The following is a 15924-nucleotide window of genomic DNA, read 5'->3' as shown; positions in this document are numbered from 1 at the left end:
GTGAAAGGAAGGACCTGACTGCATGAAGATCGCAGGGCTCACCGATATCGGCAGCTGCCGCCAGGAAAACCAGGACAGTTTCTGTGCCCGGCAGCTGACGGACGGCTCCGGCTGGGGCGTGGTGTGCGACGGCATGGGCGGTGTCAAGGGTGGCCGGGTGGCTTCGTCCATCGCCACGGCCAGCATGCTGCAATACTTTGACCGCCAGCTGCGCTGCCTGCGTCATGGCGAAGAAAAGCAGTTCATCCTGCATGGATTTGATCTGACCAACCGCGCCGTGTACGATAAAGCCACCTCCGACCCCGAGATGCTGGGCATGGGCACCACCGGTGTCTGCGCCTATGTGTTCGGCAACATGGCCCATGTGGTCCACGCGGGGGACTCCCGGGCGTACCTGTGGCATGCCGGGCAGATCCGGCAGATCACCCGGGACCATTCCATGGTGCAGCAGCTGGTGGACAGCGGCCAGATCACCCGGGAACAGGCGGCGCTGCATCCCCAAAAGAACCTGATCACCCGGGCGCTGGGGGTTTCGGCCAGCATTGTGCCGGAATACAACCGCTGTGAAGTGGCAACCGGGGACATTCTGCTTCTGTGCACCGACGGGCTGACCAACATGGTGCCGGATGAGGAGATCGCCCTGATCTTGCAGGAATCTGCATTTTTTGATACGCCCCGGCTGCTCATCGATCGTGCGCTGCGCGGCGGCGGGCAGGACAACATCACCGTTCTGCTGATGGGTGTGGAAAGTACGGATCAATCAAGGGAGGATACAAATGGATAACCTGATTGGTAGAAAGCTGGATGGCCGTTACCTGATCGAAAGCCTGATCGGCGTGGGCGGCATGGCCAACGTGTATAAGGGCCGGGATATCCGCACCGGCAACGAAATTGCGGTCAAGGTGCTGAAGGAGGAATTCCTGGGCAACGAAGAGCTGGTCCGCCGCTTCAAGAACGAAAGCAAGGCCATCTCCATCCTGGATCATCCCAACATCGTCAAGGTATACGATGTGTCGGTCACCGACCAGCTGCAGTATATCGTGATGGAGTATATCGACGGCATCACCCTCAAAGAATATCTCAAGCAGCGCGGCGGGGCCCTGACCTGGAAAGAAGTCGTGCACTTTGCCACCCAGGTGCTGTCGGCGCTGGAACACGCCCACTCCAAGGGTATTGTGCACCGGGACGTCAAGCCCCAGAACATCATGCTCCAGGCGGACGGCTCCATCAAGATGATGGACTTCGGCATTGCCCGGTTCTCCCGTGCCCAGAGCCAGACCATCAGCGACAAGGCCATCGGTTCGGTGCACTATATCAGCCCCGAACAGGCCAAGGGCGACCACACCGACGCCCGCACCGACATCTATTCGGTGGGTGTCATGCTGTACGAGATGCTCTCCGGCAAGCTGCCCTTTGACGGCACCGGCACCGTGTCCATCGCCATCATGCAGATCTCCGAAAAGCCGAAGCCTCTGGCCGAGGTGGCCCCCAATGTGCCCGAAGGTCTGCGTCAGATCACCGAGAAGGCCATGGAAAAGGACCCCTCCGCCCGCTATCAGAGCGCGGCCGAAATGCTGGCCGCCATCAAGGCCTTCAAGCAGAACCCCAGCATTCGCTTTGAATACGAATACAATACGCAGGATTCGCCCAGCAAGACCATCAACAAGGTGGTTTCGGGCACCAAGTCCGGCATCAGCACCCAGCAGGCACGGCGCGCCGGCGCTCCCACTGCGGGCGGAAAGGGAAAAGGAAAAGGCGTGCGCAACACAAAATCCCGGGCGGCTGTCAAAGAAAAGAGCTTCTCCGTTCTGCCGATCTTCTTCGGCATGGCGGTGGCCTTCGTCATCGGCGCGGCCATTCTGGTGTACCTGATCTTCACCAACTCCACCAACCCCCTGTTCTCCAACCGGGCCAACGTCCAGCTCATCGATTTTGTGGGCATGACGGAGGATGAATTTCGCAACTCCGAATACTTCACCCTGCTGGACCCCGACATCGTGCAGGAATATAACTCCACCTATCCCGCCGGAACCATCTTTCAGCAGTCTCCTGCCGCCGGACGCACAGTGAAGGAACAGCAGAAGATCACCCTGAAGGTCAGCCTGGGCACTGAGTATATCACCCTGCCGGACGTGGCCGGCAACGACAAGGATACCGCCAAGCAGACTTTGACTGATCTGGGTGTGTCGGTGGTGACCAAGCGGGAAACCAATGACAGCGTGGGCGAAGGTACGGTCATCCGCACCGACCCTGCCGCTGGCAATCAGGTGGAGGGCGGCTCCACCGTCATTTTGTACGTGGCAAAACCCTCGGTGGACACCAGTGTCATCGTGCCGGCTGTGGAAGGTCTGACCGAAGGGGAAGCCCGCAGTGAGCTGCGTGCCCTGAACCTGGTCACCAAGGCGGTGGAACAGGCCAGTGACCAACCCCAGGGCACCGTCCTGTCCCAGAATCCCAGCGCCGGCACCGAAACCAGCATCAACGGCGTGGTGGTCCTGTATGTGTCCACCGGCGTTCCCGAAACCCCCGTTGTCACCCCGGCGCCCGCGGTGAACGGCGACCCGAACACCATCATCCAGGAATGGGACGAAGATCTGGGCGACGGCAACTGGGATCACCGCTACAAGACCGGCGACGGCAGCGTCTACAGTTCCAACAGCGGCTTCCTGTATAAAGAAGGTTAAATGGACTATATCACAAAAGGAATCGGCGGCTTTTATTATGTGCGTACCGACGACGGCATTGTGGAATGCCGCGCCCGGGGCGTGTTCCGCAAACGGGGCATCACGCCGGTGGCGGGGGACAATGTGACCCTCAGCGCCGACAAGGCCGCCATTGAAGAGATCCTGCCCCGCAAAAATGTTTTCATCCGCCCGCCGGTGGCCAATCTGGATGTGCTGTTCATTGTGGCCAGCACCACCCAGCCGGTCCCCAGCACCCGCATTCTGGACGAGCTCACCGCCGCGGCGGTGTACCAGGATGTGCGCCCGGTGCTGGTCATCACCAAGGCGGACCTGGCGGCCGCCGATAAGCTGGTGGCTGCCTACGAAAAGAGCACCATCCCGGTGGTGCAGCTGCACTACGAAACTGGGGAGGGCCTGGACGAACTGCGCGGGTACATCAAGGGGAACCTCTGTGCCTTCTGCGGCAACTCCGGCGTGGGCAAGTCCACCTTGCTCAACGCGCTGGATCCCAACCTGCGCCGGGCCACCGGGGATATCAGCCAGAAACTGGGCCGCGGCCGGCATACCACCCGGGAGGTGGAAATCTTCGAGAGCTGCGGCGGCCGCATTGCGGACACCCCCGGTTTTGCCAGCCTGGAAGCCCAGAAGCTCTGCCGCATCCCCAAGGAAGAATTGCAGCACGCCTTCCCGGAGTTTGAACCCTACTTCGGCCAATGTCAGTTCACCGGGTGTTCCCACCGCAGTGAGAAAGGCTGTGCCGTGCGTGCTGCCCTGGAAGAGGGAAACATTTCCCCCAGCCGGTACGAAAGCTATCTGGCTATGTATGAGGAAGCCAGCCAACGAAAGGAGTGGGAACGGTGAATCACACCGACCCGCAATCCCATCAGGAAACCACGCCCGCCGCGCCCTGCACCCGCGCGGCGGTGCTTTCTGCCGTGCCGGTCACGGCAGCCATGGGCCGCTACCTGACCCCCGATACCTTCATCATCGCCTGCGATGCAGGCTACCGCAATGCGCAACGCCTTGGTGTGCAGCCGGACCTGTTGCTGGGGGACTTTGATTCCGCCCCCCGGCCGGACCCGGTGCCCCCCGGCACCATCATCCTGCCCCATGTGAAGGACGACACCGACACCCACTACGCCGCCCGCTGGCTGGTGGAACACGGCTGCAAAGAGGTGGTCTTTCTGGGCGCGCTGGGCGGGGCCCGGCTGGAACACACCCTGGCCAACCTGAACACCGCCCTGTTCATGGCCAAGGCCGGGGTCCGGGTCACCCTGGCCAACGAGCGCAGCGAACTGCATATCCTGTGCCCCGGTACCCCTCTGGAACTGGACAAGGGGGACTGGATGTACCTGTCCCTGTTTCCGCTGGACGGCCCCCTGCAGGGGGTGGCGGAAGAAGGGGTCTTCTATCCGCTGGAAAATGCCACCCTCACCCCCGATTATCCCCTGGGGGTCAGCAACGAGTTCACCGCCCCCAGGGCCCGGCTTTCCTGCCGCAGCGGGTACGGCGTGGTGGTGCTTTCCCGCGCCGACGGGTAACATCCGGCCCGCCGCCTGCATAGTATGGCTCACCCCAGGCAAAAAACAAGGTTGGAGGTGCGCCATGCAAATCGTCATCGTCAAGTGTCCGCCCGCTTTCCGCTGGATTCTGCGCGCGTTGTTCAAGGTCTGAACCCGCGCCGTCCGGCCCATATCCATGAAATTGGCTCCGCCTTCGGGCGGGGCTTTTTGTTTTGCCTGTATTTTGTTGCCCAAAAAACTTGTCCGTGTTGTATGCCTATTTCCTTTCCCCGGCGCATATAGATGCACAAGAAAGCCCAAAGCAACACAAGGGAGGACATACATGATGGAACTGAAGGTGTTCAACAATACCATCACCGCCTATGGCGGCCGATGGGAAACACGGCTGGAACTGCCGGTGGAAACCGAGATCCTCATCCCGGACTACCTGCCCGCCGTGTTCAAGATCGTCAAGTGCCTGATCGAACCGGTGGTCATGCACAACGATCTGGCGGGGGCCCGCTGGCAAGGGGACGGCTACCTGCGGTGTACGGTGTATTACCAGTCGGACGAAAACGGCGCCCGGCTGTGGCGCACCGAACAGAAGTTTTCCTTTGAAAAGTCGGTGGAACTGCCCGCCGGCCGGTATGCGCCCGGTCCGGCCCGGTTGTGGGGCGAGGTGGAATACTGCAACTGCCGGGCGGTGAGCGAGCACCGCATCGATCTGCGGGGCGCCTATACCCTGTGCGTGGCGGCCCTGCAGCTGGAGGAGCGGGACCTGCTGACCTCCCTGGCGGACTGCGGTATCGAACAGCGCGCCCAGACCCTGTGCGGGGTCACGCCGGTGGCCGCCGTGGAAAAATCCTGCACCGCCGAAACCACCTTCCCGCTGCCCGGCACGGGGGAGGCCATTCTGGACATCGGCGGGTGTTACCTTTCCCAGAGCTGCACGGTGCAGACCGGTCAGGTCAGCTGCCAGGGAATCCTGCGCATGGAAGCGGTCTACCGTCCCGAAGGGGCGGAGGAGCTGGCCGTGCGGCAGAAGGAACTGCCGGTGCGCCAGACGGTGGAGATGGACGGCGCGACGGAAGGGGACATGTGCTGCTGCTGGGGCGAGGTGCTGGGGGCCACCCTGGCCGCCGCCGACAACCCCAACGATGAACCCATGCTCACCGTGACCTGGAAACTCCACGCCGAGACCTGGCGGGCGGTGGAATACACCGCTGTGGCGGATGCCTATTCCACCCTCTGCGACACCCAGGTCACCGTGGAACCCTGCCGTTTGCTGCAAAAAGCCGCCGATCTGGACACCACCATTCCGGTGAGCGTGGAGGATGCCCTGCCGGACCCCGAAGGAACGGTGCGGGGCTGCTTTGTCACCCTGGGCGGGGTCCAGACAGTGCAGGGGGAGGAGAACCCTGTTGCGGTGCGGCTCACCGGACGTGGCGTGGCCCATGTGCTGTTTGCCGACGCCCGGGGAGAGATGACCTGCTACGACAAACCCTTCACCTGGCAGCTGCCGGATGCCTGGTCCGGCCAGGCCGCCGATTTTGTGGTGCATGCGGGGGTCAGTGTCCTGCGGGTGTCCAGCAGCCGCAGCGGCGACCGTATGCGGGTGGAGGCCGAGCTGGCCATCCACGGGCAGCTGCTGTATGTGCAGAGCCGGGAGGTGGTCCAGACCGTGGAGCTGGGAGAGGAATTCCCCGACAAGGGGGACGGCCCTGCCCTCTACCTGTACTACGCCCAGCCCGGGGAACGGATTTTCGATATTGCCAAGCGCTACCACGCCCGGGCCAGGGACCTGGCCGCCGCCAACAACCTGACCGCCTCCGGTGACGCCGCCGGACAGGAAACCACCACTCAGGCCGCCTGCCTTCTGATTCCGGCGGCTCTGTAACAACGAAAGGGGGACCATCCTGTGACCCAGGAACAGATCTACCAGAACATGGCCCGGCGCACCGGCGGCGATATCTACATCGGCGTCGTGGGGCCGGTGCGCAGCGGTAAAAGCAGTTTTATCAAGCGGTTTGCGGAACTCATGCTGCTGCCCCACATCCAGCAGGACGCCCAGCGCGCCCGCGCCACCGACGAACTGCCCCAGTCCGCCGCCGGGCGCACCATCATGACCACCGAACCCAAGTTCATTCCCGAACAGGCGGTGGAAATCGAACTGTCCGGGGGCGGCAGCTTCCGGGCCCGGCTCATCGACTGTGTGGGATATATGGTCGATGGTGCCCTGGGCCATGAGGAAAACGGGGAACCCCGTCTGGTCAAAAGCCCCTGGTTCGACACCGCCGTGCCCTTTGATCTGGCCGCCGAAACCGGCACCCGGCGGGTTATCCGGGAACATGCCACCATCGGCCTGGCCGTCACCACCGACGGGTCCATCGCCGACCTGCCCCGGCAGGCCTATGTGGATGCCGAGCGCCGCATCATGGAGGAGTTGGAGGCCAGCGGCCGCCCGTACCTGATTCTTCTCAACTGTACCGACCCGGACAGCGAAGCCAGCCGTGCCCTGGCCGAAGAGCTGCAGGAGCAGTACGGCCGCCCGGTGGTGCCCATCAACTGCCTGGAGGTCTCCGCCGAAAAGCTGGACGAAGTGCTCCAGAAGCTGCTGTACGAGTTTCCCATCAGGGAGATCGCCGTCACCATGCCGCCCTGGGTCACCATGCTGGAACCCGGCCACTGGCTGCAGAGTGCGGTGTATGGGGCGCTGCTGGAGATGGCATCCAACGCCCGCAAGATGGGAGACATGAGCCGGCGTAACCTGCAGCTTTCCTGCGAATATGTCACCGAGGCGGTGCTCACCGGCATGGACCTGTCCACCGGCACGGTGCGTCTGCGCCTGGGGATTGCCCAGGATATCTTCTACAAGATTCTGGGGGAGCAGACCGGGCTGGACATTGTGGACGAAGCCAGCCTTCTGCCCTGCATCGTGGAGCTGGCCCGGGCCAAGCGGGCGTACGAAAAGCTCAAGGGTGCCCTGGCCCAGGTGGAGGCCACCGGCTACGGCATCGTCATGCCGGGGCTGGATGAACTCAAGCTGGAAGAGCCGGAAATCGTGCGCCAGGGCGGGCAGTACGGGGTACGACTGTCGGCCAGCGCGCCCTCGCTGCACATCATGCGGGCAGTGATTCACACCGAGCTTTCGCCCACCGTGGGCAGTGAGGAGCAGGGGGAGGAACTCATCCGCAACCTGCTCAAGGATTTCGAGAGCGACCCCGGCAAGCTGTGGAGCACCAACATCTTTGGCAAGAGTCTGAACGAGCTGGTCAACGAAGGCCTGCAGGCCAAGCTGCTGCACATGCCCCAGGCGGCCCGGTCCCGCCTGCAGACCACCCTGGAACGCATCATCAACGAAGGGTGCGACGGGCTGATCTGTATTCTGTTGTGAGCTGGGAAGGAGGGATGGTATGGGCACCCTACTGTCCGGAAAACGCCGGGAACGGTCGGCTCGCCGGGCCCGGGCGGCCGCCGTGGCCGAACTGCGGCGCACCTACCGGGACCTGCGGGCCAACGATGCGGCTTTCCAGCAGGCCCAGGACCGCTTTGCCATCGAACAGCTGATCTATGAGCACGCGGCGCTGGAATGCCGCTGCCGGGCCCTGTTGCGGGAGCTGCGGGGAGGTGAGCATCCTTGCCGCCGCTGATGCTGGTGCTGGGGGGCATCTGCCTGGTGGCGGTGGCCCGGGCGGCCGGAGTGGGGGCCCATCCGGTGCGCAGTGTGCTGGCAGGGGCGGTGTGCGGTGTGGCAGGGCTGGCAGCGGTGGCACTGCTGGCTCCCTACACCGGCGTAACCCTGCCCCTGAACCCGTTCACCGGGTTTGTGGCCGCCGTGCTGGGCCTGCCCGGGGTGATCCTGCTGCTGGTTCTGCCGCTGATCTGAAACAAAAAAGACCGCGCCCGCCGGAAGGTTTCCCTTCCTGGCGGGCGCGGTTTTTGCAACGACTGGACCGTAAGCCGGGTTCTGTATCAAACGACGATCTATCTTGACCTTGCGTCACCGCAAGGCTCCGCGCCTGTGGCACGTGGTCGCAGGCGTCATGCCATCTCCGGGACGTGCGAGGCTTCCACATATGTCCCATACGGATGTTGCTTCTGACAGGGTTTACATAGCCGCAAAGTCGCCAGTGCGCTGGTGAGCTCTTACCTCGCCTTTCCATCCTTACCGCCCAGAGGGCGGCGGTTTCTTTCTGTTGCACTTTCCCTGGGGTCACCCCCGGCTGCCGTTAGCAGTTGTCATGCCTCTGAGAAGCCCGGACTTTCCTCAGAACGGTCGCTGTTGCCAACGCCGTCCCGCCGTCGTATGTTCCACTCGTTCCGTTAAAATATACCACATCGCTGAAATTTTGGCAAGCGGTTTGCAACAGCCGTCGCTTTATGCTATAATGGCAACCGTATAAGTATGGGGAAGGGGGCAGTCTGCGCCTTGCAGTCACTGGTATTTACGGTGCCGCCGCAGGCGGACGGACTGCGCCTGGGAGTGTTTTTGCGCCGGGCAGGGGTCAGTGCCTCCTGCATCAAGGCGGTCAAGCACCAGGGCGACGGCTTTTTTGCCGATGACGCCCCCCTGCATACCGACCAGCCGGTGCACGCGGGGCAGACCATCCGGTTCACCCTGCCGCCCGAACCGCCCACCTCGGTCACGCCCCAGCCGGTGCCCTTCACCCTGGTGTACGAAAGTGATTTCGCCGCTGTGGTGGACAAGCCCGCCGGCCTGGCCGTGCACCCCACCCTGAATTATACCGACGGCACGCTGGCCAACGGCTGGCTGTACCATCTGCAGGCAAGCGGCCGCACCGGGGTGTTCCGCCCCACCAACCGCCTGGACAAAAACACCAGCGGCCTGGTGCTGCTGGCCCAGAATGCCTATGCGGCGCCGCTGCTGGCGGCCTCTGCCCGCAAATGCTATCTGGCGCTGGCGGAAGGGGAGATGCCCCCGGGGCCGGGCTGTGTGGAGGCTCCTCTGGGCCGCCGGGGAGATTCCATCATCGGAAGGTGTGTGCGTGCCGACGGCAAGCCCAGCCGTACCGATTATCTGGTGCTGGCGGCAGGGGGCGGCCACAGCCTGGTGGCCTGCCTGCCCCGCACCGGACGCACCCATCAGATCCGGGTGCATATGGCCCATATCGGCCACCCGCTGGCGGGGGATACCCTGTACGGCGGCAGTGATGCGCTTCTGCAACGTCATGCCCTGCACTGTGCGGTGCTGGCTTTTGCGGAACCGCCCGCCGCCACCCCCCGTCGCTTTGAAAGCCTGCCTCCGGCGGATTTTGCCGGGGCCTGCCTGGCCTGCGGTCTGCCGCAGGGGCAAGCCTTGCAGGCTGTTCTTACCGATTTACCGCTGGCCGAACCCGAAACGGCCGGGGAGTGAACGTATCACCTGTGTTTCCCTGTGTACGCGCTTACCGGCGCGGAAAGGAGTCCTGTTTTGAAGCCTTCGCAACTTGAGGAAAAGCCCAAGACCAGCGGAAAGGACCGCCGCAAAAAGCATCGCGGTCCCGGTCCGGTGGCCTTGTGGCTGGACCGTGTCCGCTGCAAGCTGACGGTGCGTTCCTGGCACCGTACCACCAAAAAGAAAGCCCGCCGCGCCCGTGCGGCCGATATGCTGCAGAAACTGCCCCACGCCCATATTATCGGGGATGTTTTGTATCTCATCGGGTTCTGGGCCGAATACGCCGTCATCTGCGCCGTGCGCGGGGTGGAAAAGACGGTTCGGGTGGTGGCATCCCACGCCGGGCAGCTGCTGCTGACCATTGTGCGTCCCTTCCTGCTGGGGTTCATCACCCTGCTGGAAGACCTCACCGAACCTTTCCGCCGGATGCATTCCGGCCTGAAGCATATCGGGGAACTGGAAGAAGCCCTGCCCGATGAGAGCGCCCGCCAGATCCGCAAGGAGAAGATGCGGTATTTCCGGCGGGGTGCCAGGCTGTACTTCCCGGTGGTGCTCAATGCCCTGTCCTACCTGCTGCCGGTGGCCGCCGCCGTGGGGCTTTTCTACGTGGTGCGCACCGGCCTGGGATACGATTACGTGCTGAACGTCATCGTGGACGGCGAATCGGTGGGGTACGTGGCCAATGAGCAGGTGTTTGAGAACGCCCGGGACGACGTGCAGGGCCGTATCGACACGGCCAAGAGCGTCATGCAGTCCACCGGCGAAACGGTGGGGGACGAGCAGTGGAACATCTCGCCCACCTACACCCTGGCCGTGAACAACGCCACCATGAACGAAAGCGAGGTGGCCAACGCCATCCTGGGCGCATCCAGCGATGAGATCGGCGAAGGCACCGCCGTGTATGTGGACGGGGAACTGCGGTTCGTCGTCAACGAAGGCGACCACCTGCGTTCTTATCTGGAAAGCATCAAGCAGCCCTATGAGGACACTTCCGACCCCAACCGTCGGGTGGCCTTTGTACATGATATCACCCTGGTGGACGGGATCTATCTGCTGGATTCCGTCATGTCCTACAGCGATGTGCTTGCCGCCATGAACGAAGGCGGCGGTCCCATGACCTACACCGCCGGTGCCGACGACACAGTGCAGACGGTGGTGGATTCCACAGGCACCTCCTGGGATTCCCTGGCGGCCCTCAACCCGGACCTGACTTCTGTGGACCAGACTCTGACGGAAGGGGAACAGGTGGTGTACGGCGTGTCTTCTCCGGAACTGCTCAAGGTGAAGGTCATCGAACGCCAGACCTACACCGTTGAGGTTCCCTATGACACTGTCACTAATGAAAGCGATGAATATGACTTCGGCGAGACGGTGGTAACCAGCCCCGGCGAAAACGGAATCCAGGAACTGACCCAGGATCTGGTATACGTGGACGGCGTCATGACCGAAGCCAACATCGTCAAGGTGGAGACCCTCAAGGAACCCGTGACCGAATACGTCACCAAGGGCACCCACCTGAAGAGCGGCATGACTGCCTCCTACGGCTCCGGCGAATGGATGTGGCCGGTGCCCGGCTACACCTATGTCAGCCGCTGGATGAGCTCCTACCACAAGGGTGCCGACATCTGTGCGCCGTACGGTACGCCCATCTATGCGTCCGATTCCGGCGTGGTGGTCACGGCCGGCTCCCACTACAGCTACGGCAACTATGTCATCATCGACCATGGCAACGGCTGGCGCACCCTGTACGCCCACATGTCCTCCCTGGGATGTTCCGCGGGGCAGGCGGTGCAGCGCGGCCAGGTCATCGGGTATGTGGGCTCCACCGGCAACTCCACCGGCAACCACTGCCACTTCGAGATGTACCAGAACGGTACACTGGTCAGCGCAAGAAACTTCTTTGGTAATATGTAACGCCGTTACCTTGCCTAAAGAAATTTGTGCGCGCCCTGTGTTTTTACCAAATCCCTGCAAATAATAAGGCCGACACTTTTCAAACCGTGCGGCAAGGTGTATAATAAAAAGTAACAATGCAGTCCTGTCATTGAGCGCCCGCGCGATGGTTGTGCGCTCCGGGCTGCAGGCGGAAACTCAAAGGAGAGTACCACTTGGAAAAGTTTGTGATTCGCGGGGGCAAAGCCCTTTCGGGAGATGTGGTCATCGGCGGTGCCAAAAACGCGGCTGTGGCCATTCTGCCTGCCACCATTCTGGCGGCGGACAAATGCCTGATCGAAAACCTGCCCTGCATCAGCGATGTAATGGCCTCCCTGCAGATTCTGAGCGAGCTGGGCGCCGGCATCCGTATGATCAGCAAGAATACCTACGAGATCGACACCACCCATATCAACTGCACCGAGGTTTCCAACGAACTATCGCGCCAGATGCGCGCAAGCTATTATTTCCTGGGGGCGCTGCTCGGCCGTTTCGGTGCCGGGCAGGTGGCCATGCCGGGCGGGTGCAATCTGGGCCCTCGCCCCATTGACCAGCACCTGAAGGCTTTCACCGCTCTGGGGGCGGAAGACTCGGTGGAATACGGTCAGATCCGGGTTCGTTCCGAACACCTGACCGGCGCCCATATTTTCTTTGATACCGTGTCGGTGGGGGCCACCATGAACGCCATGCTGGCGGCCGCCATGGCCGACGGCCAGACCATTCTGGAAAACGTGGCCCGGGAACCCCACATCGTGGACCTGGCCAACTGCCTGAACATGATGGGCGCTGATATTCACGGTGCCGGCACCGATGTGATCAAGATCCGCGGCGTCAAAAAGCTGCACGGCTGCAACTACTCCATCATTCCGGACCAGATTGAAGCGGGCAGCTATATGGTGGCCGCGGCCATCACCAAAGGGGACGTGCTGCTGCACAACGTGATTCCCAAGCATATGGAACCCATCACCGCCAAGCTGCGCGCCGCCGGCTGCGAAGTCACCGAGTACGACGACTCCATGCGCATCCGCCGCACCGGCGCACTGAAACCGCTGAAGATCAAGACCATGCCCCATCCCGGTTTCCCCACCGATATGCAGCCGCTGATGACGGTGCTGCTGACCCTGGCCGAAGGGACCTCCATCGTCACCGAGGGCATCTGGGAAAACCGTTTCCGCTATGTGGATGAGCTCATCCGCATGGGAGCCAACATCCAGGTGGACGGCCAGGTGGCGGTGATCGAGGGGGTCAAGAAGCTGAGCCCGGCCCCGCTGCGGGCGCTGGACCTGCGCGCCGGTGCCGCCATGGTCATGGCAGCCCTGGCTGCGGACGGCGTGAGCGAGATCGACGAGACTGCCCACATTGAACGGGGCTACGAAAACATCGTGGAAAAACTGCAGGCACTGGGGGCCGATATCCGCCGGGTGGAAACGCCGGTGAATGCGGTCACCCGGGCCATGTGATCGGAGTCGCGCCCATGGCTTTGTTCACAACTTTATATTCCGGTTCTTCCGGTAACTGCGCCCTGGTGCTTCACCGGGGCCGTTACCTTCTTATCGACATGGGGAAAAGCTGCCGCACCACCCTGAAGGCTTTGAGCAGCCTGGGGCTGGCCGTTTCCGACTGCGAAGGCATCCTCATCACCCATGAGCACGCCGACCATGTGGCCGGCCTGGAAACCTTCCTCAAGCACTACAATGTGCCGGTCTTCTCCAGCGCCGCCACTCTGGATATGCTGGAATCCCGGGGAACCCTGCCCCCGGCCATCGACGCGGTGGCCATCGACGGCCGCACCGAGGAGATCGGCGGCTTTACGGTCAAGTCTTTCCCCACCAGCCACGACGTGCCCTGCTGCGGGTATCGCATCCGCACCCCGGATAACCATGTCATGGCCCTGGCCACCGACCTGGGAGAACTGACCCCGGTGGTGGCCGAAAACCTGGCCGGCTGCAACCTGGTGGCCCTGGAAGCCAACTACGACGCTTTCAGCCTTCATGGCGGGCCCTATCCCTATTACCTCAAGGTCCGCATTGCCAGCGACCGCGGTCACCTGGACAACCGCGCCTGCGCCGCAGCGGTGCTGGACCTGATCCAGGACGGCTGCAAGAAGTTCGCCCTGTGTCATCTGAGCCAAACCAACAACACCCCCGAACTGGCCCTGACCACCGTGTACAACGTGCTGCTCAGTGCAGGGGTGCAGCCCGGGCGGGACGTGTTGATTCAGGCACAGAGCCGCAACGAAGTTTCCGCTTACATAGAATTCTGAGGTCCGCCCATGCAAAATATTGATCTGATCTGTGTGGGCAAGCTCAATGCCGCCTACTTTGCGGCGGGGGTGGCCGAATACCAGAAACGCCTGGGCGGTTTCTGCCATTTCCGTATCATCGAGCTGCCCGAAGCCCCGGTGTCCGACCGCAGCCCCAGCCCGGCCCTGATCGAAAAAGCCCTGGACAAGGAGGGTAAGGCTATGCTGGCGGCGGTGCGCAAAGGCGCCTACATAGTGGCCTTGTGCGTGGAAGGCCGCCAGATTTCCAGCGAGGAGCTGGCCGCCATGATCGCCGACCGCGCCAACAGCGGGGCAGGGAACATGGCCTTTCTCATCGGGTCTTCCCACGGCCTTTCGCCCCAGGTCAAGGCGGCGGCCCAGGCCCGGATTTCGTTGGGGCGCATCACCCTGCCCCATCAGCTGGCCCGTCTGGTGCTCACCGAACAGCTCTACCGCGCCTGCACCATCAACGCCGGCATGAAATACCATAAATAAACGAAACAGCCCCCGCACCTCTCGGTGCGGGGGCTGTCCTTGTCTGTTACATTAGGCGCAGATTAGTACTTCAGCGCGTCCAGATTCTCCCGGTAGGGGGTATCCAGCGGGTTGGCCATGGGAGCCTGAGTCTTGTACTTGGCCAGCATGGCAGCGCTGCGGGCGGGGTCGGCCAGGGTGCCGGCGCCGGCAATGCAGCCGCCGGGGCAGCCCATGCCTTCCAGCAGGTAGCCGTTGTACTTGCCGGCCTTGGCCATCATCATCATCTTGCGGCATTCCGCCAGACCCTGGGCCGAAGCCACCTTGACTTCCCGGTCGGGATCCAGCTTCTTGATGACGTTGACCACAGCCTGGGCCACGCCGCCGGAAACCGCGAACCCGCGGCCGTCGCCGCTGGCTTCGTCGAAGTTGTCGTTGGGGTCGTCGGGCAGAGAGCTGAAGTCGATTTCCTTGGCTTCAAACAGGCCCATCAGTTCTTCAAAGGTCAGCACGAAGTCCACTTCGCTGCGCACAGAACGGCGGCTGGCTTCCAGCTTCTTGGCGGCGCAGGGGCCGATGAAGCAGATGCGGGCGTTCTTGTCGTCCTTCTTGATCAGGCGGGCGGTCAGCACCATGGGAGTCATGGTCATGCTGATGCAGTCGGCATATTCGGGGAAGAGCTTCTTGGCCATCACGCTCCAGGCCGGGCAACAGGAGGTGCCCATGAAGGGATGCTTGGAGGGTACTTCTTCCATGAAGTCCTTAGCCTCGTCGATGGTGCACAGGTCGGCGCCGATGGCCACTTCGGAGATGCCGGCAAAGCCCAGCAGCTTCATGGCCTCACGCAGCTTGGCGGGGGTGACGCCGGGGAACTGGTTGACGAAGGCGGGGGCGACGATGGCAATGACCCGGTCGCCGCGCTTGATGGACTGAATCAGCTGGAAGATCTGGCCCTTGTCCACAATGGCGCCGAAGGGGCAGTTGACCAGGCACATGCCGCAGCTCACGCACTTGTTGTAGTCGATCTCGGCACGGCCGTACTGGTCGGAATGAATGGCGTCCATGCCGCAGGCCTTGGCGCAGGGGCGCTCCACACGCACGATGGCGTTGTAGGGGCAGGTGGCCACGCAGCGGCCGCACTTGACGCACAGGCTCTGGTCGATGTGGCTCTTGCCGTTGCGGAAGCTGATGGCCTTCTTGGGGCAGACTTCCTGGCAGGGATGAGCCAGGCAGCCCTGGCACAGGGAAGTGACCTTGATGAGTTTTTCGGGGCACTTGTTGCAGGCGTACTTGATCACGTTGATCAGGGGCGGCTCATAGTACTTGTCCGCCGTGATGATGCTGTCCAGACCTTCGCTGGCCGACACACTCTCATCCAGCGGGCGCAGGGACAGGCCCATGGCCAGACGGATGCGTTCGGACACGATGGCTCTCTCCAGGAAGATGCTGCTGCGCAGCGAGCGTTCCTCGCCGGGAATGATCTCATACGGAAGTTCCCGCATCAGGTAGTCGATGTCCTGTTTGTCGGAAACTTCGTAAGCCATCCGGGCAACTTCGGTAAAAACCTTGCGCCGAATGTCGGTAACCGGGGTATAAATGCCTCTCATTGCGCTTTACTCTCCTTAATACGCATTTTGGGAGCGCACGGAAAAACACACCTTTTCCCGCGCTTTT

General features: G+C 62.4%; 14 protein-coding genes and 1 other RNA gene. 13 read left to right on the top strand and 2 right to left on the bottom strand.

Going from position 1 to position 15924, the window contains the following annotated elements:
- The first annotated feature begins 22 nt into the window (after positions 1–22).
- The 8 genes from H6B15_RS02645 (at position 23) to H6B15_RS02610 (ending at position 8072) form a co-directional block, all read left to right on the top strand.
- On the top strand, positions 23–784 hold the full coding sequence (locus tag H6B15_RS02645) for a Stp1/IreP family PP2C-type Ser/Thr phosphatase (protein WP_204645776.1): 762 nt from the start codon (positions 23–25) through the stop codon (positions 782–784).
- Entirely contained in the window at positions 777–2684 is a 1908-nt protein-coding gene (pknB, locus tag H6B15_RS02640) for a Stk1 family PASTA domain-containing Ser/Thr kinase (RefSeq protein ID WP_204645775.1), read from the top strand. The genes H6B15_RS02645 and pknB overlap by 8 nt, the downstream gene beginning before the upstream one ends.
- On the top strand, positions 2685–3545 hold the full coding sequence (gene rsgA / locus H6B15_RS02635) for a ribosome small subunit-dependent GTPase A (RefSeq protein WP_204645774.1): 861 nt from the start codon (positions 2685–2687) through the stop codon (positions 3543–3545).
- Positions 3542–4225, top strand: a complete 684-nt coding sequence (locus tag H6B15_RS02630; RefSeq protein WP_345941912.1) for a thiamine diphosphokinase — start codon at positions 3542–3544, stop codon at positions 4223–4225. The genes rsgA and H6B15_RS02630 overlap by 4 nt, the downstream gene beginning before the upstream one ends.
- Before the next feature lie 304 nt (positions 4226–4529).
- Positions 4530–6083, top strand: coding sequence for a DUF3794 and LysM peptidoglycan-binding domain-containing protein (locus H6B15_RS02625; RefSeq protein WP_204645768.1), 1554 nt, complete (start codon positions 4530–4532; stop codon positions 6081–6083).
- Positions 6084–6104: 21 nt separating this feature from the next.
- A complete protein-coding gene (gene spoIVA, locus H6B15_RS02620; RefSeq protein WP_204645765.1) occupies positions 6105–7580 on the top strand; it encodes a stage IV sporulation protein A in 1476 nt (491 codons plus the stop codon).
- 19 nt (positions 7581–7599) lie between these two features.
- A complete protein-coding gene (locus H6B15_RS02615; protein ID WP_204645763.1) occupies positions 7600–7836 on the top strand; it encodes a hypothetical protein in 237 nt (78 codons plus the stop codon).
- Positions 7824–8072 (top strand): pro-sigmaK processing inhibitor BofA family protein, encoded by a 249-nt coding sequence (locus H6B15_RS02610; RefSeq protein ID WP_204645762.1) that lies wholly within the window; start codon positions 7824–7826, stop codon positions 8070–8072. Before H6B15_RS02615 ends, H6B15_RS02610 begins: the two co-directional genes overlap by 13 nt.
- A gap of 55 nt (positions 8073–8127) precedes the next feature.
- Here H6B15_RS02610 and rnpB read toward each other — a convergent pair.
- An RNA gene (rnpB, locus tag H6B15_RS02605) (RNase P RNA component class A) lies at positions 8128–8504 on the bottom strand.
- Positions 8505–8615: 111 nt separating this feature from the next.
- Here rnpB and H6B15_RS02600 point away from each other — a divergent pair.
- The 5 genes from H6B15_RS02600 to H6B15_RS02580 all read left to right on the top strand — a co-directional run bounded on the left by H6B15_RS02600 (position 8616) and on the right by H6B15_RS02580 (position 14271).
- Positions 8616–9560, top strand: a complete 945-nt coding sequence (locus tag H6B15_RS02600; RefSeq protein ID WP_243424237.1) for an RluA family pseudouridine synthase — start codon at positions 8616–8618, stop codon at positions 9558–9560.
- A 57-nt stretch (positions 9561–9617) separates the two neighbouring features.
- On the top strand, positions 9618–11495 hold the full coding sequence (locus H6B15_RS02595; protein ID WP_204645759.1) for a M23 family metallopeptidase: 1878 nt from the start codon (positions 9618–9620) through the stop codon (positions 11493–11495).
- A 194-nt stretch (positions 11496–11689) separates the two neighbouring features.
- Positions 11690–12973, top strand: coding sequence for a UDP-N-acetylglucosamine 1-carboxyvinyltransferase (locus H6B15_RS02590; protein WP_204645757.1), 1284 nt, complete (start codon positions 11690–11692; stop codon positions 12971–12973).
- Positions 12974–12987: 14 nt separating this feature from the next.
- Positions 12988–13776: an MBL fold metallo-hydrolase gene (locus H6B15_RS02585; protein WP_204645751.1), complete on the top strand. Its 789-nt coding sequence runs from the start codon at positions 12988–12990 to the stop codon at positions 13774–13776.
- Positions 13777–13785: 9 nt separating this feature from the next.
- Positions 13786–14271: a 23S rRNA (pseudouridine(1915)-N(3))-methyltransferase RlmH gene (locus H6B15_RS02580; protein ID WP_204645750.1), complete on the top strand. Its 486-nt coding sequence runs from the start codon at positions 13786–13788 to the stop codon at positions 14269–14271.
- Positions 14272–14333: 62 nt separating this feature from the next.
- Here H6B15_RS02580 and H6B15_RS02575 read toward each other — a convergent pair whose 3' ends face one another.
- Positions 14334–15857, bottom strand: coding sequence for a 4Fe-4S dicluster domain-containing protein (locus H6B15_RS02575; protein WP_204645749.1), 1524 nt, complete (start codon positions 15855–15857; stop codon positions 14334–14336).
- Between the last annotated feature and the right edge of the window lie 67 nt (positions 15858–15924).

Origin of the sequence: Gemmiger formicilis (assembly GCF_016900095.1) — a bacterium.
GTDB lineage: Bacteria > Bacillota > Clostridia > Oscillospirales > Ruminococcaceae > Gemmiger > Gemmiger formicilis_A.
Note: the sequence above shows the minus strand (reverse complement) of the source record. Positions and strands in the feature narration are given on the sequence as shown.

Excerpts from the sequence above, each read along its gene's own strand:
- H6B15_RS02645 (WP_204645776.1), top strand. The coding sequence starts at position 23 with ATGAAGATCGCAGGGCTCACCGATATCGGCAGCTGCCGCCAGGAAAAC.
- pknB (WP_204645775.1), top strand. The coding sequence starts at position 777 with ATGGATAACCTGATTGGTAGAAAGCTGGATGGCCGTTACCTGATCGAA.
- rsgA (WP_204645774.1), top strand. The coding sequence starts at position 2,685 with ATGGACTATATCACAAAAGGAATCGGCGGCTTTTATTATGTGCGTACC.
- H6B15_RS02625 (WP_204645768.1), top strand. The coding sequence starts at position 4,530 with ATGATGGAACTGAAGGTGTTCAACAATACCATCACCGCCTATGGCGGC.
- H6B15_RS02615 (WP_204645763.1), top strand. The coding sequence starts at position 7,600 with ATGGGCACCCTACTGTCCGGAAAACGCCGGGAACGGTCGGCTCGCCGG.
- H6B15_RS02585 (WP_204645751.1), top strand. The coding sequence starts at position 12,988 with ATGGCTTTGTTCACAACTTTATATTCCGGTTCTTCCGGTAACTGCGCC.
- H6B15_RS02580 (WP_204645750.1), top strand. The coding sequence starts at position 13,786 with ATGCAAAATATTGATCTGATCTGTGTGGGCAAGCTCAATGCCGCCTAC.
- H6B15_RS02575 (WP_204645749.1), bottom strand. The coding sequence starts at position 15,857 with ATGAGAGGCATTTATACCCCGGTTACCGACATTCGGCGCAAGGTTTTT.